The organism is Pseudomonas sp. DC3200b2, assembly GCF_049895785.1.
Taxonomy (GTDB): domain Bacteria; phylum Pseudomonadota; class Gammaproteobacteria; order Pseudomonadales; family Pseudomonadaceae; genus Aquipseudomonas; species Aquipseudomonas massiliensis.
This window is the reverse complement of sequence record NZ_JAFCTA010000006.1, coordinates 62,033-80,500: the sequence shown is the minus strand read 5'-3', so window position 1 is coordinate 80,500 and position 18,468 is coordinate 62,033. Positions and strand designations below refer to the sequence as shown.

The 18,468-nt window shown below is 63.1% G+C and carries 20 protein-coding genes; 5 read left to right on the top strand and 15 right to left on the bottom strand.

Going from position 1 to position 18,468, the window contains the following annotated elements; genetic code table 11:
* Nucleotides 1-236: 236 nt before the first annotated feature.
* From ACP691_RS17615 to pyk, 7 genes are all read right to left on the bottom strand, one after another.
* Nucleotides 237-1,340, bottom strand: coding sequence for an ATP-binding response regulator (locus ACP691_RS17615; RefSeq protein WP_426151943.1), 1,104 nt, complete (start codon nt 1,338-1,340; stop codon nt 237-239).
* Entirely contained in the window at nt 1,340-3,094 is a 1,755-nt protein-coding gene (locus tag ACP691_RS17610; RefSeq protein WP_426199744.1) for an ATP-binding response regulator, read from the bottom strand. The genes ACP691_RS17615 and ACP691_RS17610 overlap by 1 nt, the downstream gene beginning before the upstream one ends.
* Nucleotides 3,087-4,067, bottom strand: a complete 981-nt coding sequence (locus tag ACP691_RS17605; protein ID WP_426151939.1) for a SpoIIE family protein phosphatase — start codon at nt 4,065-4,067, stop codon at nt 3,087-3,089. The genes ACP691_RS17610 and ACP691_RS17605 overlap by 8 nt, the downstream gene beginning before the upstream one ends.
* Nucleotides 4,058-4,456 (bottom strand): anti-sigma regulatory factor, encoded by a 399-nt coding sequence (locus ACP691_RS17600; protein ID WP_426151938.1) that lies wholly within the window; start codon nt 4,454-4,456, stop codon nt 4,058-4,060. The genes ACP691_RS17605 and ACP691_RS17600 overlap by 10 nt, the downstream gene beginning before the upstream one ends.
* Nucleotides 4,416-4,838 carry an STAS domain-containing protein gene (locus tag ACP691_RS17595; protein ID WP_426151936.1) on the bottom strand — a complete coding sequence of 141 codons (423 nt, stop codon included), beginning with the start codon at nt 4,836-4,838 and terminating at the stop codon, nt 4,416-4,418. The genes ACP691_RS17600 and ACP691_RS17595 overlap by 41 nt, the downstream gene beginning before the upstream one ends.
* Nucleotides 4,839-4,846: 8 nt before the next feature.
* Complete coding sequence (locus ACP691_RS17590) at nt 4,847-5,686, bottom strand: STAS domain-containing protein (protein WP_426151934.1); 840 nt, start codon at nt 5,684-5,686, stop codon at nt 4,847-4,849.
* A gap of 117 nt (nt 5,687-5,803) precedes the next feature.
* Nucleotides 5,804-7,255, bottom strand: a complete 1,452-nt coding sequence (gene pyk, locus ACP691_RS17585) for a pyruvate kinase (RefSeq protein WP_040261191.1) — start codon at nt 7,253-7,255, stop codon at nt 5,804-5,806.
* Nucleotides 7,256-7,410: 155 nt separating this feature from the next.
* Between pyk and ACP691_RS17580 the strand changes: the two genes are divergently transcribed.
* Both ACP691_RS17580 and ACP691_RS17575 read left to right on the top strand, forming a co-directional pair.
* The gene (locus tag ACP691_RS17580) at nt 7,411-7,785 is read left to right on the top strand and encodes a tetratricopeptide repeat protein (RefSeq protein ID WP_426151931.1); all 375 of its coding nucleotides are present in this window, start codon (nt 7,411-7,413) and stop codon (nt 7,783-7,785) included.
* A gap of 163 nt (nt 7,786-7,948) precedes the next feature.
* The gene (locus ACP691_RS17575; RefSeq protein WP_040261189.1) at nt 7,949-8,308 is read left to right on the top strand and encodes a PilZ domain-containing protein; all 360 of its coding nucleotides are present in this window, start codon (nt 7,949-7,951) and stop codon (nt 8,306-8,308) included.
* On the opposite strand, the gene ACP691_RS17570 is transcribed toward ACP691_RS17575, so the two are convergent.
* The 4 genes from ACP691_RS17570 to ACP691_RS17555 are packed head-to-tail and all read right to left on the bottom strand — an operon-like array spanning nt 8,272 to nt 12,122.
* Nucleotides 8,272-9,525 carry a hypothetical protein gene (locus ACP691_RS17570; RefSeq protein WP_426151929.1) on the bottom strand — a complete coding sequence of 418 codons (1,254 nt, stop codon included), beginning with the start codon at nt 9,523-9,525 and terminating at the stop codon, nt 8,272-8,274. The genes ACP691_RS17575 and ACP691_RS17570 overlap by 37 nt on opposite strands.
* Before the next feature lie 10 nt (nt 9,526-9,535).
* Nucleotides 9,536-10,516: an AAA family ATPase gene (locus ACP691_RS17565; protein ID WP_426151927.1), complete on the bottom strand. Its 981-nt coding sequence runs from the start codon at nt 10,514-10,516 to the stop codon at nt 9,536-9,538.
* On the bottom strand, nt 10,513-11,589 hold the full coding sequence (locus ACP691_RS17560) for a DUF4350 domain-containing protein (RefSeq protein WP_426151925.1): 1,077 nt from the start codon (nt 11,587-11,589) through the stop codon (nt 10,513-10,515). Before ACP691_RS17560 ends, ACP691_RS17565 begins: the two co-directional genes overlap by 4 nt.
* A complete protein-coding gene (locus tag ACP691_RS17555; protein ID WP_426151923.1) occupies nt 11,586-12,122 on the bottom strand; it encodes a DUF4129 domain-containing protein in 537 nt (178 codons plus the stop codon). Before ACP691_RS17555 ends, ACP691_RS17560 begins: the two co-directional genes overlap by 4 nt.
* A gap of 200 nt (nt 12,123-12,322) precedes the next feature.
* On the opposite strand from ACP691_RS17555, the gene sbcB reads away from it, so the two are divergent.
* Nucleotides 12,323-13,753 (top strand): exodeoxyribonuclease I, encoded by a 1,431-nt coding sequence (gene sbcB / locus ACP691_RS17550; protein ID WP_426151921.1) that lies wholly within the window; start codon nt 12,323-12,325, stop codon nt 13,751-13,753.
* Nucleotides 13,754-13,795: 42 nt separating this feature from the next.
* Here sbcB and mvaT read toward each other — a convergent pair whose 3' ends face one another.
* Nucleotides 13,796-14,176, bottom strand: coding sequence for a histone-like nucleoid-structuring protein MvaT (gene mvaT / locus ACP691_RS17545; protein WP_426151919.1), 381 nt, complete (start codon nt 14,174-14,176; stop codon nt 13,796-13,798).
* A gap of 265 nt (nt 14,177-14,441) precedes the next feature.
* Between mvaT and purU the strand changes: the two genes are divergently transcribed.
* Together purU and ACP691_RS17535 are read left to right on the top strand one after the other, a co-directional pair.
* Nucleotides 14,442-15,293 carry a formyltetrahydrofolate deformylase gene (gene purU / locus ACP691_RS17540; protein WP_040261182.1) on the top strand — a complete coding sequence of 284 codons (852 nt, stop codon included), beginning with the start codon at nt 14,442-14,444 and terminating at the stop codon, nt 15,291-15,293.
* On the top strand, nt 15,293-15,553 hold the full coding sequence (locus tag ACP691_RS17535; RefSeq protein ID WP_426151916.1) for a hypothetical protein: 261 nt from the start codon (nt 15,293-15,295) through the stop codon (nt 15,551-15,553). Before purU ends, ACP691_RS17535 begins: the two co-directional genes overlap by 1 nt.
* Here ACP691_RS17535 and ACP691_RS17530 read toward each other — a convergent pair.
* From ACP691_RS17530 to ACP691_RS17520, 3 genes are read right to left on the bottom strand one after another with little or no spacing between them, the layout of a single operon-like run.
* Nucleotides 15,531-16,526: a lysylphosphatidylglycerol synthase transmembrane domain-containing protein gene (locus ACP691_RS17530; protein ID WP_426151915.1), complete on the bottom strand. Its 996-nt coding sequence runs from the start codon at nt 16,524-16,526 to the stop codon at nt 15,531-15,533. The two genes, ACP691_RS17535 and ACP691_RS17530, sit on opposite strands and share 23 nt — an antisense overlap.
* Complete coding sequence (locus ACP691_RS17525) at nt 16,523-17,299, bottom strand: DUF2334 domain-containing protein (protein WP_426151913.1); 777 nt, start codon at nt 17,297-17,299, stop codon at nt 16,523-16,525. Before ACP691_RS17525 ends, ACP691_RS17530 begins: the two co-directional genes overlap by 4 nt.
* On the bottom strand, nt 17,292-18,386 hold the full coding sequence (locus ACP691_RS17520) for a glycosyltransferase family 4 protein (RefSeq protein ID WP_426152269.1): 1,095 nt from the start codon (nt 18,384-18,386) through the stop codon (nt 17,292-17,294). Before ACP691_RS17520 ends, ACP691_RS17525 begins: the two co-directional genes overlap by 8 nt.
* Nucleotides 18,387-18,468 lie beyond the last annotated feature (82 nt).

The window sequence follows — 18,468 nt, the reverse complement described above, 5'->3', positions numbered from 1 at the left end:
TACCCGCCGCAGCAGCCGCGCCGGGCCATGCTGGCTTGCGCGCATAGGCTTCAGATCAGGTTATGGCCTGATAGCGGCCAAGGCCGACGGGATAGCGGGCTTACCCGCTAAGCCCGCCTTGCTGGCGGCGGCATGGTGCGGTGTCAGACGTGGTCGCGGCCAAGGCCGGCTGCTACGGCGCGATACCTATTCCATCCCCGTAAGAGGCCGCCTCGGCGGCGGCTGCTTTCCCAGGCCTACAGGCTTAACGGTAGCCTGACTTGCACCCGAGCCTGGCCCTCGATGTTATCGAAGGCCACGTTCCCTCCACAGCTTTCACACAGCGCCTTCACGATGGGCAAGCCTAGGCCCCACCCCTTGGTGTCGCTACGCGTGGAAATGAAATAGGGGGTAGCCAGGTTGGAAAGGACTTCCTCCGGGAAGCATCCCTGGTTGGTCACGCTGAAGTGAATCTCGTTACCCTGCTGCCATTGCCTGACCTGGATGAGATGGTCTGGCGTGCCATGCTTGCTGGCATTGATCACCAGATTGTCGAGGATGCGAAGAAACGCGTTGCGGTCCCATTCGACCAGGGTGTCGATCGCTTCCAGGCGGGCTTCGATGGGCTGGGGCACCTGCAGTCGAAGGTTGTCCAGCGCCTTTTCGAACAGTGGCCCTACCACCAGCGTCTCGGCGGTCAGCTTGATCCCGCCGCCCATGGCTACGTGGGAAATGTCCAGCACATTGCCAATCATGCGGTCGATGCGCTTGAGGTTGTCCTCGAGGATCTGCAGCAGCTCTTCCGTGCGCCGGGCCGGGTTTTTCTTCATCAGCCCGGCCACCATGGTCGCCGCGGCCAGTGGCGATCGCAGATCGTGGCTGAAAGAACGCATGAACCGCTCGAGCATGATCTTTTCCGCCCGCAGGCTTTCGCTGCGAGCCACCGCCACCTGGCGCCGACGCTCGACGCGTTCCAGGCGGTTATCGGATTTGACCAGGCTGGCGATGGTGGCAAGCATTTCTTCAGCGTCGATCGGATGGGTCAGATAGGCGCGCGCGCCCTTGTTCAAGCCCATGGCCTTGTCCGCGCCGCTGATGAAGGTCGCGGAAATGTTGATGATGGCCGGCACATGCTCGCTGCCCAGCTTATTCTCGGCTTCGCGAATCAGCTCGAAGCCGCTCATGTCCGGGAGATTGATGTCCAGGATCACCAGGTCGATGCTGGCGTCCATGAGTGCCAGTCCGTCGGCGCCGTTGCTCGCCTCGAGCACCTCGTAGCTCGCTTCGCTGTCCAGGATCTTGCGCAGTACGTAGCGGTTGGCTTGCATATCGTCGATGATCAATATTCGCCGAGTGCGCATCAGGCAATTCCCCCGGTAAGGCGGCGCAAATGGCGTAGCACCGATTCGGTATAGGCTGGCTGGCCCTTTTGCAAGACCCCCGCGCTCTGGCTCGCCAGGGTGGCACGCTCAGCCTCGTTCAAGGGCTTGGCCGTGTTGATCAATACTCGCGCGTGCATCGCCCAGTCCATGCTTTCCAACAGGTCCGCCCCGTAGATGTCGGGAAGCTCGAGATCGAGGAAAATGATGTCCGGCCGCACCGCATGAAGTTTGTCAATACTGTCCCCAGCCGAGTTCGCCTCGATGATCAAGGGATTATAGGGCTCCAGCAAATGCCGTAGCAGGTAGCGGTCGCCTTCGTTGTCGTCGATGATCAACACGCTGAGCCCTTCGAGTGACAGCGGGTGCGCGTCGTCTTCGCCTTCCTGCAGATGACGCGCGACGCTGACGCTGAAGCGGCTACCCTTGCCAGGCACGCTGGTGACGCGTATCTCTCCGCGCAACAGCACAGCCAGGCGCTGGGCGAGGGGCAGGCCCAGGCCGTTGCCCTGGACCTGGGTAAGGCCAGGCATGCGGATGCGAGCGAACTCTTCAAAGATCCGCCCCAGGTTTTCCTCGGAGATACCCACGCCGGTATCCTCGACCATCAGTTCGATGGCGTGCTCGTTGGGCTGGAACACACGTACCGTGACATTGCCCATCGGCGTGTACTTGAACGCGTTGCTGATCAGGTTCCGCATGATCTGGAACAGGCGGTTGCGGTCGGTTTCCAGGATCACGGGATGGTCGAGGGGGATGATGTCCCAGCTCAGGTGGGGGTATCGCAGGGCCAGGGCCGCGGTGAACTGGCGCAATTGCTCGGTGAAACTCTGCAATGTGAAGGTCGTGGGCACCACTTCCATGCGCCCCGATTCGGCCTGGGCCAGGTCCAGCAGTTCGTTGACCATCTCAGCCAGCTCACCCGCGGCCGCTGCGATGAAGCCAACCTGCTTGAGCTGCTCGGGGTTCAGCTCGCCATCGGTGCCATTGAGCAACAGCTTGGAAATGTTCTCGATGATGTTGATGGGGGTGCGGAACTCGTGAGTCATGTTGGAAAAGAAGCGACTCTTGGACTCGCTGGCATCCGTGAGTTCCTGGGCGGTTTTTTCCAGTTCCGAGTAAAGCGCCACCACCCCCTTGTTGGTGGTTTCCAGCTCCAGGTTGGTGGCCTCGAGCTCTTTCTGCTTGCTCTGCAGTTCCGCGGTGGTCAGCAATAGCTCCGAGCCCTGTTCCTGCAGGGCCACGAAGGGGTCAGCGAAGCCGCCACTGGCCAGGGTGCGCCGCAAGGCCTCGATCTTTTCAATGTCGGGGAAGGGCAGGGCGGGGTGTACCGCCTTGCCGCCTCGAATATGAGTGCCGTTCGGCCCAGTGTCCACTTGCCAACGGTCCAGCAGCCTTTGGGCACCCAGCATGCCTACGCCCATGCCTGTCGGCGAGACATAGCTGCCGTCGAGCACTTGGGACAACTGGGATATCCCCGGGCCCTGGTCGATGGCATCGAACATGATCGCCACTGCCAGGCCGCGAGCGTCACGCTCCAGGTAAAAGTGAAACGCGCCGCTGCTGGCGTACTGGTAGACATTGCGCGCCAGCTCCGATACCGCAGTGGCGAGACGAATCTGGTCCAGTGGGGAAAGCCCTAGCCAGCCCGCAATCTGCTTGGCGCATTGACGGCATGCGACCACATCCGTTTCCGCTTGGATCTGCAGGCTGGTCAGCCGACGAAGTTCAGTCAATTCGGGCCACCAGTACGGTGGAATCGTCGTTGTGACGGCGAAAATCCCGGCTCAGCAGGCCGGCGATCACTTCAGGGTGGCGCGTGGCCAGGCCTGGGTAGTGATGAGTGTCCAATCGGGTCTTGATCCCGTCACTGGTGAGAATGAGCACGTTACCGCGGTCCCAGGGGTAGGAAAAGGTATGGGTTCGACCCATGCGGTAGCCGACGGTGCCGTTCGCGGACATCATTGCGCGGTTTTTCTCGCCCAGGATCAGGCCGGCGATATTGCCCATGCCGCAATACAGTACTTGCCGCGCCTCCGGTTTGATCTCGGCGATCCCGACCGCGCCTCCGCGAGTGGGCATCAGGGCCGTATGCAGGTGCCCCATCAGCTGTTCAAGGGGGTGGGCGGGGTCATGACCCATGAATACGTCCCGTGCCCGCGCGCTGGCCGCGTTGGCGGCGTGGCCATGGCCAAGGCCATCGCAGATCATCAGCCGCCGACCCTTCACGGCCCAGGCATCGCCCGCCACGGTTTCCCCTGGGTAGGGCAGGCATACAGCGCCATGGCTGAGGTCGGCAGGCCCGGGCTGCAGGTCGAACCCGGCGAACACCACCGTGCCTTGATCGGGTTGGGAAAAGATGTCGAAATGGTCAGCCAGGCGCCGGACAGACCCCAATCCCACCCCCATGGTCCCGATGGAAGAATAATGGTCGGTCAGGCACTGGCTGACATTGGCCATGCCCGCGCCGCTATCGATGGCCAGCAGGCGCAAGCCGTGGCTAGCCTGACGATAGACCAGTTGGCCGTGCCCACCGTGCAGCACCAGGTTACGCCCCAGTTCTTGTACCACCAGGGTAAGCCTGCCCAGAAGCTCTTCGTCACGGCTGAGCAGGCTGGCCTGGCGCACTACAGCCCGGCGGGCCGCATCCACGTGGGCCAGGTCGCTGACCGCAATGGCCAGACTACAGGCCTGGCTGTCTACTTCCATTTCCACAATTCCACGGTAGTACCCGCGCCCGCGGCGCTCTGGATGCTGAAATGGTCCACCAGACGACGCGCGCCGCTCAGACCTAGGCCAAGGCCGTTGCCGGAGGTATAGCCGTCTACCATGGCCTGGTCCAGGTCAACGATGCCCGGCCCCTGGTCCTCCACCACCAGGCGCACGGCCGGGCGGCCTTCGCGCAGGGTGCGCTCGAGCAGGCATTCGCCGCCCCCCCCATAGATGAGCGCGTTACGCGCGATCTCGCTGGCGGCGGTCACGATCTTGGTCTGGGACACCAAGCCCAGGCGGGCCTCTTCGGCCGCCTTGCGTACACGCTGGCGGATAACGACGATGTCAGTTTCCTGTTTCAGCGGGAGTGTCTCTGTTTTCGTCACTCTCGACCCCTGCGACCAGATCATCGTTCACGTTCTTTTCCAACCAGCCCATGCCTTTCTCGACATTGAGCGCGGTGGCGATTCCGGGCAGCGATAAGCCCAGCTCCACCAGGGTGATGGCTACCGCCGGTTGCATGCCCACCACAATTACCTTGGCGTCGAGAATGCGCGACACGTTGGCAATGTGGGAAAGCATGCGACCGATGAACGAATCCACGATTTCCAGAGAAGAGATGTCGATCAGCACGCCTTTGGCGCTGTGGCGAACGATCTGTTCGGTCAGGTCTTCCTGAAGGTCCATGGCCAGTTGGTCATGCATGTCTACCTGAATGCTGAGCAACAGGTAGCGCCCCATCTTGAGGATCGGAATCTTGTCGACCATAGGAAACCTCAGCGTGACGTGGCGCTGACGAGGCGAACGTTCAGCTCCTTGAGGGCCAGTTGGAAGGCATCGGCCAGCGATGCCTTGGTGATGACATCGCCGAGCTCGACGCCAAGGTGCACGATGGTGGCAGCGATCTGTGGGCGGATACCACTGATGATGCAGCGCGCGCCCATCAGCTTGGCGGCAGTGATGGTCTTGATCAGGTGCTGGGCGACCATAGTGTCCACCGTAGGCACGCCCGTGATGTCGATGATGGCGATGTCCGATTCGGTTTCCAGGATCTTTTCCAGCAATGCTTCCATCACCACCTGGGTACGGTTACTGTCCAGGGAGCCGATCAAAGGGACGGCCAGCACCCCCTGCCAAAGCTGTACCACGGGCGTAGAGAGTTCCAACATGCTTTCCTGCTGTTCGCGAATCACCTGTTCGCGGCCGGCCAAGAAGTGCTCCATGCTGTAGAGGCCAAGGCGGTCCAGCAGACGACTGATGAGCAACTGCAAGGTATTGGCGCCCGGCTCCTCCTGGTTGGCCAGGGCAAACAGAGGCTCTTTCAGCGAGAATACGAAGGTGGCGGTTTCGCTAGGGGTGAAGCCCTGACGGCTTTGCGCCTGTGAGAGGCGTTCGAGCAAGGCGCGCACCGGTGCCCAAGGCGTGGTGGTGATCTGATCGCCACCTTCGGCCACCGCGCGGACGAACGCCTTGAGCAGGTCGCCGGAGTTTTCCACCATGGTACGGTCGTCGATCAGGTCAGAGCGGATGCCGGCCTGGCGCTGGGCCGCGATCCACTGATCGAGAATGGCGCTTTCGTGCTGTTTGAGGAGTTGGGCAAGCGCAGCGACGGTCATTGAGGCCTTCCTGTTGAGGGATCGTCTGAAAAACGAGCCACAGTAACAAGAAGGCCTGGCAAACAGAAGCATCTTGGCAAAAGCCCGGGGCGAGCCCCCGGGCAGGGTTGCCTTGGGTCAGACCAGTTGGTCGCCCACGTGGAGGATTTTCATGCCGTTGGTACCGCCAATGGTGTGGTAGCTGTCACCCTTGGTCAGGATCACCCAGTCACCGGCTTCCACCAGGCCACGCTTGAGCAGCTCGTCCACCGCCGCCTGGCTCACCTTGCCCACTTCATGGGCGGAAGGGTCGAACGGTACGGTATAGACGCCACGCATCATGGCTACCCGCGCCTGGGTTTCCCGATGGGGGGAGAAGGCGAAGATCGGCACCGAAGAACGGATGCGTGACATGATCAGGGGGGTGTAGCCGCTCTCGGTCAGCGCGATGATTGCCTTCACGCCGGGGAAGTGGTTGGCCGTGTACATGGCCGCCAGGGCGATGCTTTCGTCGCAACGGTCGAACTGGGTGTACAGGCGGTGGCTGGACTTCTTGCTCGTGGGGTGTTTCTCGGCGCCCAGGCAGATCCGCGCCATGGCCTGCACGGCCTCGATGGGGTATGCCCCCGCGGCGCTCTCGGCCGAGAGCATCACGGCATCGGTGTAGTCCAGCACGGCGTTGGCCACGTCGGAGACTTCGGCGCGGGTAGGCATGGGGTTCTGGATCATCGACTCCATCATCTGGGTCGCGACTATCACCGCCTTGTTGTTGCGGCGGGCGTGCTGGATGATCTTCTTCTGGATGGCTACCAGCTCGGCGTCACCGATTTCCACGCCCAGGTCACCACGAGCCACCATGACGGCATCACTGGCGCGAATCAGGCCATCGAGGCTTTCGTCATCGGCAACCGCTTCGGCTCGCTCGATCTTGGCCACCAGCCAGGCGGTGCCGCCAGCCGCATCGCGTAGCTCCCGGGCGTATTCCATATCGGCCGCATCGCGCGGGAAGGAAACGGCGAGGTAATCCAGCTCCATCTCGGCCGCGAGCTTGATGTCCGCCTTGTCTTTCTCGGTCAGCGCCGGCGCGGTCAGGCCGCCGCCGCGACGGTTGATCCCCTTGTGGTCCGACAGTGGGCCACCGACGATCACGATGCAGTGCAGGGCGTCGGCGTCGGCGCGCTCGACACGCATCACCACGCGGCCATCATCGAGCAACAGCTCGTCGCCCACGCCACAGTCCTTGACCAGGTCCGGGTAGTCGATGCCGACCACCTGCTGGTTGCCTTCGGTCAGCGGATGGCTGGTGGAGAAGGTGAAGGGGTCGCCTACCTTGAGCTCGATCCGCTTGTTGGCGAATTTGGCGATACGGATCTTCGGCCCCTGCAGGTCGCCCAGGAGCGCGACATGGCGGCCATGGCGGGCGGCGATGTCACGGATCAGGCGAGCGCGCGCCTTGTGTTCATCCGGAGTGCCGTGGGAGAAGTTGAGGCGAGCAACGTCGAGCCCGGCGAGAATCAGTTGCTCAAGGACCTCGGGCGAATTGCTGGCAGGGCCCAGGGTGGCGACGATTTTTGTACGGCGTACGGTCATGCAGTGGCTCCTTGGTTGACGCGCGAGGAAAGGCTACTCCTCAATTGCGCTGTAGTCATTGACAGCGTGCACTACCTGAGCACGATGCGGCGGTGCGTGGCATTGAAGAAATCCAGGCCGTGGCCGATACAGCTGACACGTTAAGGGAGGTTTCCATGCGAACGCTCATTGTGATCACCGCGCTGGCCGCCATGGCTGGCTGCACCCGCTGGTCCATGGACCAGCACCTGAACAGCGCTTACCGCGCATATGACGCCGGCGATTGCCAGAAGGTCATGCTCGAATTGTCCCAGGTAGACCGTAAAAGCAGGGCGCGTCCGTACATACGGCCGGAAAGTGCCATGCTTCGGGGGCAGTGCCTGGAGCGGCAGAACCTGTTCCCGGATGCGGCCCAGACTTACCAGTTCATCATTTATCAGTACCCGGGCAGCGAGTATGCCTTCCGTGCCAAGGCACGCCTGGACACCCTTCAACAGTTGGGTCATTACCCACCGGCGGCCGTTCCCCTGGCGCAGCCCGCTGGGCATTGAACGCCCCTTGGACACTGGTACATGGCGATGTGATATTGCACGGGCCCGCGCCGGGGCCGGCGCGCTGGCTCTGCGCGTACTTTGAGTTAAGCTGTGAACCTGAAGGCACTTTAGCCGACCCGCGTCAGTCCCAATAATAGGGCGAGGAAACAGTGAACCGGCCATGTATATCGAACGACGCATAGAGCGGCATCAATTGCCGTACTACCTGAAGGTGTACAACCGTTATACCGATCGTCCGATCGGCTATCTCGGGAACGTTTCCGAGTCCGGCCTGATGCTGATCAGCACGGTGCCACTCTTGGTGGGCCCGGATTTCGAGCTGCAGTTGAAGGTGCCCGCCCACGACGGCGAGCTGCAACTGATCAACCTCACCGGCAGTTGCCTCTGGTGTCAGGAGGATGCTACTCCCGGCTACTACGATTCCGGCTTCATGCTCTTGCAGGTGCCGGTCGAATATGAACAGTTGGTGGGCGCGCTGCGACGTTATTTCAGTTTCCTGCCCATGAGCGCCTCGGCCTGAGGCGCGGATTGTCCATTCCACTCAGCGCCCGAGGCCGTCCGGGCGTACCAGCGGATGACCGCCTGGGTGAGTTGCCCGGCAACGCCGCTGTATACTTCCAGGCCCACACTGGCCAGGCGTTCATGCGCCCTGTCTCGCTGCCCCTGAGTCTGCCTGGCCAGGCAATAAGCCTGGGCTGTCCGGGCATCGCGCAACGGTTGTTCCAGCTGCGAGGTCAGCCGTTCATCGACCAGGTCGGCGATCAATAGCCGACGTCCTGACGCCAGTTGCTTGAGCGGGGCAATCAAGGCAAGCGTGTCGAACGAGAGTCGGGTGATCCATAGCACATGACTACCGGGCCCGCAGCGTTGCAGCAGACCTCGTATGGCTGCCGTCGGGTCGTTGGGCTGGACGCTTGGCTGCACTTCGCCCAGACGGCGATACAAACGTTGCAATTGCGCCGGGCCTCCGGCTGAAGCCAGGCCTGCGCGCCGCTGGCCAGGATCGAGTTGCAGTCCACAACGTCCGCCCAGGCTCAGTGCCAGGTCCGCGACTGTCATGGCGATGTCTCTTGCCTGATCCAGCCCTTTGACGCCGTCCCACGCGCTGGCCAGGCTGGGCGGAGTATCCAGCCAGATCACCAGTTCGCCCGCCGACATCGCGTCCACGCCGGGCTCCGGCTCCAGGGAGGCCGTCAACGCCTGTTCGCCTCCGGCGCGGGCCAGGGTCCCCAGCTGGTCCAGATCCGCGCCGACCAGGGTCCGCTGAGGCAGGCTCAGGTAACGGCGCAGGCTCCACAGGCCCAAGGGGCCGCTGACATACAACTGGCAACGATCGAACAGCAAGAGGCCGCGGCTCCTGGCCGTCAGCTGGTAGTGGAAGGTCGCGCTGTGCCCGCCAGGCACGACGATTCGCTGGGAGGCCGGCTCCAGCTCGGCCACGGCCCGGCTGGGCAGCCTTTCCTGAAAATGCAGATGCAGCCGGTTGCGCTGGGGGTTGGCCAGATGCACCTTGATCGAGGTCGGACGCTGGTGGGGGAGGTGGGGCGGCAGCTCCCGACGGATTTCCGGCAGTGGATAGCGGGCCGCGAGGAACAGATCGGCCGCGCTGGCCAGCGCAACAAGGCCTGCCAGCGCCACTGCCCAACCAGGCATGGACATCACCCCGGCTTCGCCTGCCAGGACCAGGCAGCCGATGGCTGCGCTTAGCAGGCAAACCCGACCCCGTGGCTGGATCATTCCGACATCCTCATGGGCGTGGCGCCGCGACCTGGTCGAGCAGTTCGCTCAACACTTGCCGCAGGGGAAGCCCGTCCAGGCGTGGCGCGTCGGCCAGGCGGACCCGGTGGCTCAGCACTGCCCCGGCCAAGGCTTTCACGTCGTCCGCGACGCTGTAGTCTCGTCCTTGCAGCAGCGCCTTGGCCTGGGCGCAGCGGATGAGTGCGATAGCCGCGCGAGGGCTTGCCCCAGTGGCCAACAAGGGGGCGAAGCGTGTGGCGCGAACGATGTTCGCGGCATAGGTGACCAGGGTGTCCGCCACCTTCACTTCGCGGCTTCGCCTGCGCAGGGTCGCCACGTCTGTAGCGTTCAGCACAGCCTCGGGCGCAGCCACGTCAAGCATGCTGTCAGCCGCCGACAGGGCAATTTCACGTACCAGACGGGCTTCTTCATCCAGGGACAGGACATCAAGCGTGATCGATAGGGTGAAACGGTCGGCCAGGCCTTCGCTGAGCGGCAACGTGCCGGTGACGTCAGTCGGCTGACGGCTACCGACAAGCATGAAAGGCGCCTGGCTGCCGGGCCCACCTGATCGCGCGCCAGCCGCGACGCTATCCATGGCATGGCCCAGCCTGGCCTGGACGCGCGGGCTGGCCTGGTGCAGCCCGGTCAGTAGCCTGACCTCGCCGGTCGGCGCCGAAGCGGGGCCCCAGACGCTCTGTAGGTGCGAGAAACTATCGACCGACGTTTCCAGCATGGGCGCCTCGCTGAATTCAGCGCCAATGGAGGCCGCCAGGGCTTGGGCTGCCAAACGCTTGCCAGTACCTGGCGGGCCTTCCACCAGCACATGGCCACCGGCCAGCAAGGCCACGAGCAGCCCCTCCGTGGCGGCGGGCTGGCCTACCAAGGCCATGTTCACTTCCCGCGCCCATGCCGTGGTCAGGTCAATGCCGTTCGGCATGGGAGGTTGCTCAGGGATGGCGTGATCTTCAGTAGGCGGTAGTGGGCTCATACGGCATTCCTGATGGCTTTCAACTGTTGAACCTGTCGTAGAAAGGCGGTTGGCTTCAAAGCCCTGCCACGGTGGGGTTGGAGTGCCTGCGCGATGTCAGCGGTGGACATCCCGCTGCGCTTGGCCAGCCATTGCCACTGGGCGGCGACCGGCCAGTGAGCGAAAGGGGGATGGCGGTATCCTGCCCGGCGCAGGAGGTCTTCACGCAATCCCTGCAGCAAGGCTTCGCCACCGGCGGTCCGATAGGGTGGCGGGGCGGGCATGCTCGCCGTGCGGCGTGCCCGCCCGAACTGGCGAGGCCATGCCCACCAGCCTAGCAGCCCGAGGGTACAGAACAGCCAGCCAAGGGTGAGGGGGAAACGGTCGAGTACCTCGGCCAGGCCGCCGACTGAGGGGCGGTACTGCAGTACCACGTTACGCCCCTGGTTGAGGTACCAGAGCAACCAGGCATTGTCGAACTGCTCGATGGCAGGGTTGCGCCATAGCCCGGTATCGCTGACTACAGTGAGCGTGCCCGCGCCCAGGTTCAACTGCAGCATATGCGTGCCCTGAGGGCTGTTGGCCCAGGACTGTGCCAGGTCGTCGGCATCTTCCAGATGCCTGCCTGGGGCGAAACCCAATAGCATCGGTCGGGTTGCGGTCTCCAGATAAAGCGCCGTCAAGGTGGAATGGGCGGGCAAAGGAGCGGCACCCGCGCTGGCGTATGCATCGAGCAGGCGAATATTGAGCGGGCCGAGCAAGGGGTCGTTGCCGTTCTGGCTGAGCGAAGGCAGGCCCTGGGCGCTGACCAGCAGGCGCCCGCCAGCATAGACCCAGGCCAGCAAGGACTGCGCCTGGCTGGCGCTCATCTGGTCACGACTGCCGAGCAGCATCAGGCTCAGGGCGCGCGGCGAATACAGGCTCAAGGGCTGCAGGTCCTGGGTCCGAATCACCTTGAGCCCCTGAACCTCGAGAAAGCGGGCACCGGCGCTGAAGGGGTCGTCCGCGCGCAGGGCCCAGGCCGCGCTCAACAGCGCCGCCCCCGCCACGGCCAGTAGCGAAGCGACCCAGTGATTCGGCAAACCCCGACTCATGCTGGGTCATCGCTGGGGAAAAGGTGCCGCCAACCTTCGCAAAGTTGGGCCCAGGCGGCATCGTCAGGCGCCAGGCCGGCATAGCGCGCCTTGAGCCACTGGTCCTGGAGATGATGAGTGAAGGCTTCCAGGCCACTCAAGCGCAGGCCCCGGACCAGCTTCAGCAGTTCGGTCTCGGTGGTGCCCGGCGCCCAGCATAGGCGGTAATCAGTGGCGAGCCTGGAGAGTAGGCCCTGGTACAGCAGGTCGACAGCGGCGAGTGGGGCGACCCTCCGAGCTTGCTGGGCCTGGCCAAGCGTTTTCGTCGAGGGAACCGGTGCTTCCAGGGGTGTGTAGCGCACCGGGCCGGCATCCAGAGCGATACGTTCACGTCGCCAGCGGGCCAGGCAGAGGCCGCCGGCGGCCCCCAGGAACGCCATGATCCCCAAGACATAAAGCAGGGTGAGGGCCCAGGAAGGCAGGGGCGCGGTGTCCAGCAATGCCTGGGTGATAGCCGCGCGGGAGGCTTCGGCGCTCAGCTGCGGCTCAGCCATGGCTCCCGGTGCGCTCAGGACGAGCAAGCCGGGCATCGTTAAGGGGCGCAGGTATGAAGAATATGAACCTCTGAACGGCATGGTCCGCTCGCGGCAAGGGTGAGCCTGCGATGCTAGCCAGCCCCAGGCGCTCAGGCAACTGCTGGCCGGGTCTGGATGCAGGCCGTAAACTGCGGCCTTGTTTGCACCGGGAAACTTCAGTGACCAACAGCCTCTTCTGGTACGACTATGAAACCACTGGCATCGTGCCTAGTCGCGACCGGCCGCTGCAAGTGGCCGGAATTCGCACCGACCTGCAGCTCAATGAGATCGATACGCCGCTCAATATCTACTGTCGCCTGGCCGATGACATTCTGCCTCACCCCGCCGCCTGCCTGGTCACCGGCATTACTCCCGGTCGCCTGCGCGAGCGTGGCCTGTCCGAGGCCGAGTTCATGGAGCGCATCCATGCCCAGATGAGCCAGCCGGGCACCTGCGTCGCCGGCTACAACAGCCTGCGCTTCGACGATGAAGTCACGCGTTACAGCCTTTACCGCAATTTCCATGACCCTTACGCCCGTGAATGGCAAGGCGGCAACAGCCGCTGGGACCTGATCGACCTAGTGCGCGCCGCCTATGCGCTGCGCCCGGAGGGTATCGAATGGCCCCAGGTGGATGGTCAGGTCTCCCTCAGGCTGGAGCTGCTCACCGCGGCCAACGGCCTGGCCCATGGGCAGGCCCACGATGCCCTGTCCGACGTGCGCGCGACCATCGCGCTGGCACGGCTGTTACGCGAGCGCCAACCTCGTCTTTTCGATTGGCTTTTCGAACTGCGTAACAAGCACAAAGTCATCGAACGCGTGCAATTGATGCGGCCTTTGCTGCATGTCTCCGGTCGCTTCGGCGCGGAGCGCAATTATGTGGGGGTGGTGCTTCCCTTGGGGTGGCATCCGCGTAACCGTAATGCCCTTATCATTTGTGATCTATTTCACGACCCTCGGGTACTCTGGGAAGAGGAGTGGGAAGTTTTGGCGCGCCGGTTATATACTCGTCGCGATCAGTTGCTGGAGGGGCAGTTGCCCGTACCGCTGAAGTTGATCCATGTGAACAGGTGTCCGGTGATTGCCCCATTGGCCGTGTTGGCGGAAAAAGATCGCGAGCGCCTGCAGCTCGATTTTACCCTTTATGAAAATCATGTTAAGGGCTTGCGCGAGGCCCAGCATGTATGGACGGAAAAACTCAACCGGATCTACGCCAGCGATGCCTTGGCTGGCAGTGATGATCCGGAGCAACAGCTGTATGCCGGTTTTATCGGTGATCGAGACCGCCGCTTGTGCCTGAAAGTTAGAGAGTCGGCTCCCGAGGCGTTGGCGGGGCAGACCTGGATGTTTGACGATCCGCGGCTGCCTGAATTGCTGTTTCGCTATCGAGCCAGGAACTATCCCCATACCCTGGACGGGGAAGAACGCGCGCGCTGGCTGGAGTTTTGCCGCCAACGCTTGCTCGACCCCGGCCTGGGGGCGCCGCATACCCTGGGCAGCTTCCAGCAGGCCCTGGAAGACGCGCTCAAGAGCACGACCGAGCCCCAGCGCGCCCTGCTAGTACAGTGGCAGCAGTATGTGAACGGGCTGTGCTTGAAACTCGGGCTATAAAAAAACGCCGGCGAGCCGGCGTTTTGGGGGAAACCTTCGGTATTAGCCCAGCAGCGTTGCCCAGCTTTCCACTTCGTCGCTGCCCCACTTGGCTTTCCATTCTTTCAGGGTCTTGTGGTTGCCGCCCTTGGTTTCAACCACTTCGCCATTGTGAGGATTCTTGTATTGCTTGACCTTGCGCGCGCGCTTGGTGCCGGTGGTTTTAACCGGGGCGTTGCGGCTGGGTTTGGAAGTGCGGGACTCCGGATCCAGCAAGGCGATGATGTCACGCAGTGACTTCTGATATTCGCCCATCAGTTCACGCAGTTTGGCTTCGAATTCCAGCTCGGTTTGCAGATTCTTGTCCTGGGACAGGCTTTGCAGGCGAGCCTGGAGTTCCTTGATGGCTTCTTCGGTGTGACGGTATTCGTTGATCAGTGACATGAGACTACCTATTAATGGGGTGTCGATTCGCGCCGATAATAAACACAGCAGTAACTAGAGTAAAGATTAAACTGGCCAGGCGCAGGTCATTTGAGAAAGTGTTTTACCCCAATTTATTTCGAAGTGTTTATAAATGCCTGGGTCGAGACGGACCTCATAAACCTCCTTGACGCCAACCGCGGATGGCACGTGCCTCGCCGATACTGCAGTTTTTCACCGCAGTGGTAGAATGGCGCTCTTTTCTCGATGTACTGGAGCTTTACCGATGCGCACTTTTCGGCTGGTGATCGCCTGCCCCGACGGCGTTGGCATTGTCGCCAAGGTCAGCCATTTCCTTGCCTCGCACAATGGCTGGATCACCGAAGCCAGTCACCACTCCGACGAGCAGAGTGGCTGGTTCTTCATGCGCCATGAGATTCGCGCCGACAGTCTGCCGTTCGGCCTGGATGAATTCCGCGAAGCCTTCGCGCCTATTGCCGAAGCCTTTTCCATGGTCTGGCAGATCACCGATTCGGCCTGCAAGAAGCGCGTCGCCCTCATGGCGAGCCGGGAATCCCACTGCCTGGCCGATCTCTTGCACCGCTGGCATAGCCAGGAACTGGACTGCGACATCGCCTGTGTGATTTCCAACCATGACGACCTGCGCAGCATGGTGGAGTGGCATGGCATTCCTTATTACCACGTACCGGTGAACCCGCAGGACAAGCAGCCGGCCTTTGCCGAGGTGTCGCGCCTGGTGGCCGCGCATGGCGCGGACGTGGTGGTGCTGGCCCGCTACATGCAGATCCTCCCGCCCCAGCTGTGCCAGGACTACGCCCAGCGAGTGATCAATATCCATCACAGCTTCCTGCCCTCGTTCGTGGGCGCAAAGCCTTATCACCAGGCCTCGGCGCGCGGGGTCAAGCTGATTGGCGCCACCTGTCACTACGTTACCGAAGAACTGGACGCCGGCCCGATCATCGAGCAAGACGTGGTGCGGATCAGTCATAGCCATAGCACCGAAGACATGGTCCGCCTGGGCCGGGACGTGGAGAAGATGGTCCTGGCGCGCGGGTTGCGCTATCACCTGGAAGATCGCGTGCTGGTTCACGGCAACAAGACCGTGGTCTTCGACTGATGGGCGACCCTCGGGACCGGGCAACGTCCTCGGCCCCGCCCACCCTGGGCGAGGGCTGCACGGCGCGCTACGATCCCGCGGCGCTGAGCGAGGGCGATGGCACGACCTTCCCTGGCGCCGCGCAGCTGTGGCAAGCGCTGGTCCAGGGCGGGGAACACCAGGCAGTTGCCGGGGATGGCGAACCGGAACAGGTCAATGCCACGCCTGACGCCGGGACGGCGAGTGAGGCCGATGACCTTACGCCTGGCGCAGCGCCATGAGGCGTCGCAACAGGGGCTTGCCCACCATCAGCACGAACACCGGCGCTCCTGCCAGCAGATAGAAGTAGAACGTCACGACTCGCCAGATGAGAATTGCGGCGGCCGCGGTGGGCTTGCCCACCAGCGGTGTGAGCAGGGCCGCGCTGGTGAGCTCCGCGGCACCGGCGCCGCCTGGCAGGAGGCTGAACTGGCCCGCGCTCAGTGACAGGATCTGCACCAGGAAGCTCCATGCCCATTGCAGGTCTGCTCCCAGTCCGTGCAAGGCCAGCCAAAGCACGCTGAAGCGCAAGGCCCAATGAGCGCAGGTCAACAGGAAGGCCAGCGCCAGGGACGTTCTGGGCATGCCGGCGGTGTCCTTGAACGCATGGACGAAACCTAGCCAGCGACGTGCCCAACGCCAGCGGCGCGGCCGGGACATGCGCAGGCGTTTCAAGACGAACCCGCTGAACTGGACGAAGCGCCGCTGGTGCCGCGCCATGGTCCAGCAGGCCAGCAAGGTGGCCACCATCAGAATGGCGCTGCTGCCCAACAGCCACTCCATTCGGCTATTGAGCTGGTGGAACACGGCGTAGAGCAATACCCCGGCAATGGCCATGCAGAAGAACAGCAGGTCGCTGAGCTGATCCATGGCGAAGACGGCACCGCTGCGCGCGGCAGGGATACCCTGGCGGTCGAGCAGGGCAACCAGGGTAAGCGGTCCGCCGCTTCCACCGGGCGTAGCGCAGATCGCAAACTCCGTTGCCATCACCATGCCAATGGTTCTCGGCAGGCTCAAGGCCTTGCCCTGGGCTTGCAGCAGCACTCGCAGGCGAATGGCGTTGAGCGTCCAGCACAGCAGAATCATGGCGAACAGGCCGAGCAGCAATGCCAGTGGAAAGCCCCTCAGCTGGCTCAGCAGGTCGGCCCCACCCAGGGCCCAGGGCAAGGCCACTCCGGCGGCCAGGGCCAGGACGAGCCAGACTAGACGCTTCATGCGGCCTGGGCCGCGGCGCCTCGCTGGGCGAGCCAGGCCCGTTTGGTCGTCGCTACCCGGCCCTCCGCCAGCAGATGGCGCAAGGTGTCGAGCCAATACGCCCGGGAATCGGCGAAGCGCATATCTACCGGGTGCAGACCCAGGCGCAGGGAGGGTGCTTCACGCCAGCGCTTGAGCTGCCAGTCGCTGACGGCCCGCGAGAACGAGCGGCGCCAAGCGGTACCGGCGCTCCATACCAGCCCAGGGGCCCGGATCTTCTCGAAGCTGGGCAAGCGGTAGAAGTGCTGCGGGTCGCTGGTGTAAGCCAGCGGGAGCTGGCGCAGCGCCTGCCGGGTACCTTGGCTCATCAGCCAGGCGGGGGCAACGAACCCATGCAAGGGCCAGCCCAGCCGGTGGAAGAGCTCGATACCCTGGTTCAGCCGCTCCAGCGCCTGTTGCTCGGCGAGGGTGTAGAACTCGCCCTCCCAGGTATACACCCGGCGCATGAACCATTCCTTGGGCGTGCGAGGCGGCGGCGCGTCATCGGCGTGGTAATAGCCATGCAGGGCCAGCTCGTCACCGGCTGCCAGGCGACTTTCCATGACCTGTAGGAAGGTCCGGTCGTGCTCCAAGGGGTTGCGATGATGGAAGTTCGGTACCACCAGGTGCGTCATCACCACGCCGCCCAAGGCGTCAACGGCCTCGACGAAGGGTCGGTAGTCTGGCCAGGTCTCCGGGGCCACGTCATGCAGTACCAGGAGCACGCTGCGTGCTGGGTGATCGAGCTTAGCCATGGACCACCGCCGGCATGCCATAGCTGCCCTGAACAGCCCGGTAATGCCCCAACAGGCCATTCACGACGGTATCCCAGGCGAACTCGCGCTCCGTATAGGCGCGGGCCCGCCGGCCCCAGGCGGCCGGGTCTTTCTGGAACAGCTGGCGTACAGTCTCGGCCATGGCGCCGGCATCGTTCGGCGGGCACCGCAGGCCCCCTTCTTCACTGACGAATTCCTTGAAGGCGCCAGCATCTACCGCTACCACCGGAATGCCACTGGCCATGGCCTCCAGGATCACCAGGCCAAAGGTTTCCTGGTTGCCGGCGTGGAGCAGCGCGTCGGCACTGGCCATCAGCCTGGCCACTTCATGGATGGGGCAGAAGTGATTGATCACGGTCACGTTGCCAGGAACATTGGCGGGCATGTTCGATCCCACCAACAGCAGATGGTAGTCCGGGCTCAAGTGTTTCATGCACTCAAGCAGCACGGGAATGTTCTTTTCCTTGGAGCCTCGCCCGGCGAAGATCAGCAAGTGAGCATTTTCAGGTATGCCCAGTTCCGCCCTGAGCCCTGGGTCACGCCGGGCCGGATTGAACGTTTCCAGATCGACGCCCAGGCGCTGGACGTGGACCTCTCTCACGCCCAGACGGCGGAGCTTGTCCGCCATGACCTTGCTGGGTGCCAATACACGGTCGAAATTGCCATACAGCTTGCTGACATAGGCTTCCACATTGGGCGTGAACCAGTTGCCCATGCGGTTGCTCACCAATAGGGGGAGGTCGGAGTGGTAGAACCCGATGACAGGTACGTCCAATTGGCGCCGCGCATCGAGGGCCGCCCAGGCGGTGAGGTAGGGGTCGCCCACTTCGATCACGTCCGGCTGCAGGTCGCGGAGCACGTTGCACCAGGGCGCCAGGCGCAGGGGAAAACGGTAGCCGTTGCCAAAGGGCAGCGCTGGCGCCGGCACCCGGTATACGCCGTTCTCTTCGCTCAGGCTGGGGCCCGGAATCAGCAGGCTATGGCGGATGTCGGCTCTACCGGTCAGGCGACGATGTTTGGCATCAAGATAGGTCCTGACCCCGCCACTGGCCGGGGCGTAGAACATGGTGATGTCAGCGATGTGCACGATCAGCTTCCTTAGGGCCGTGGTCCATTACATGGACCTTCATGACCATTGGATGTTCGAT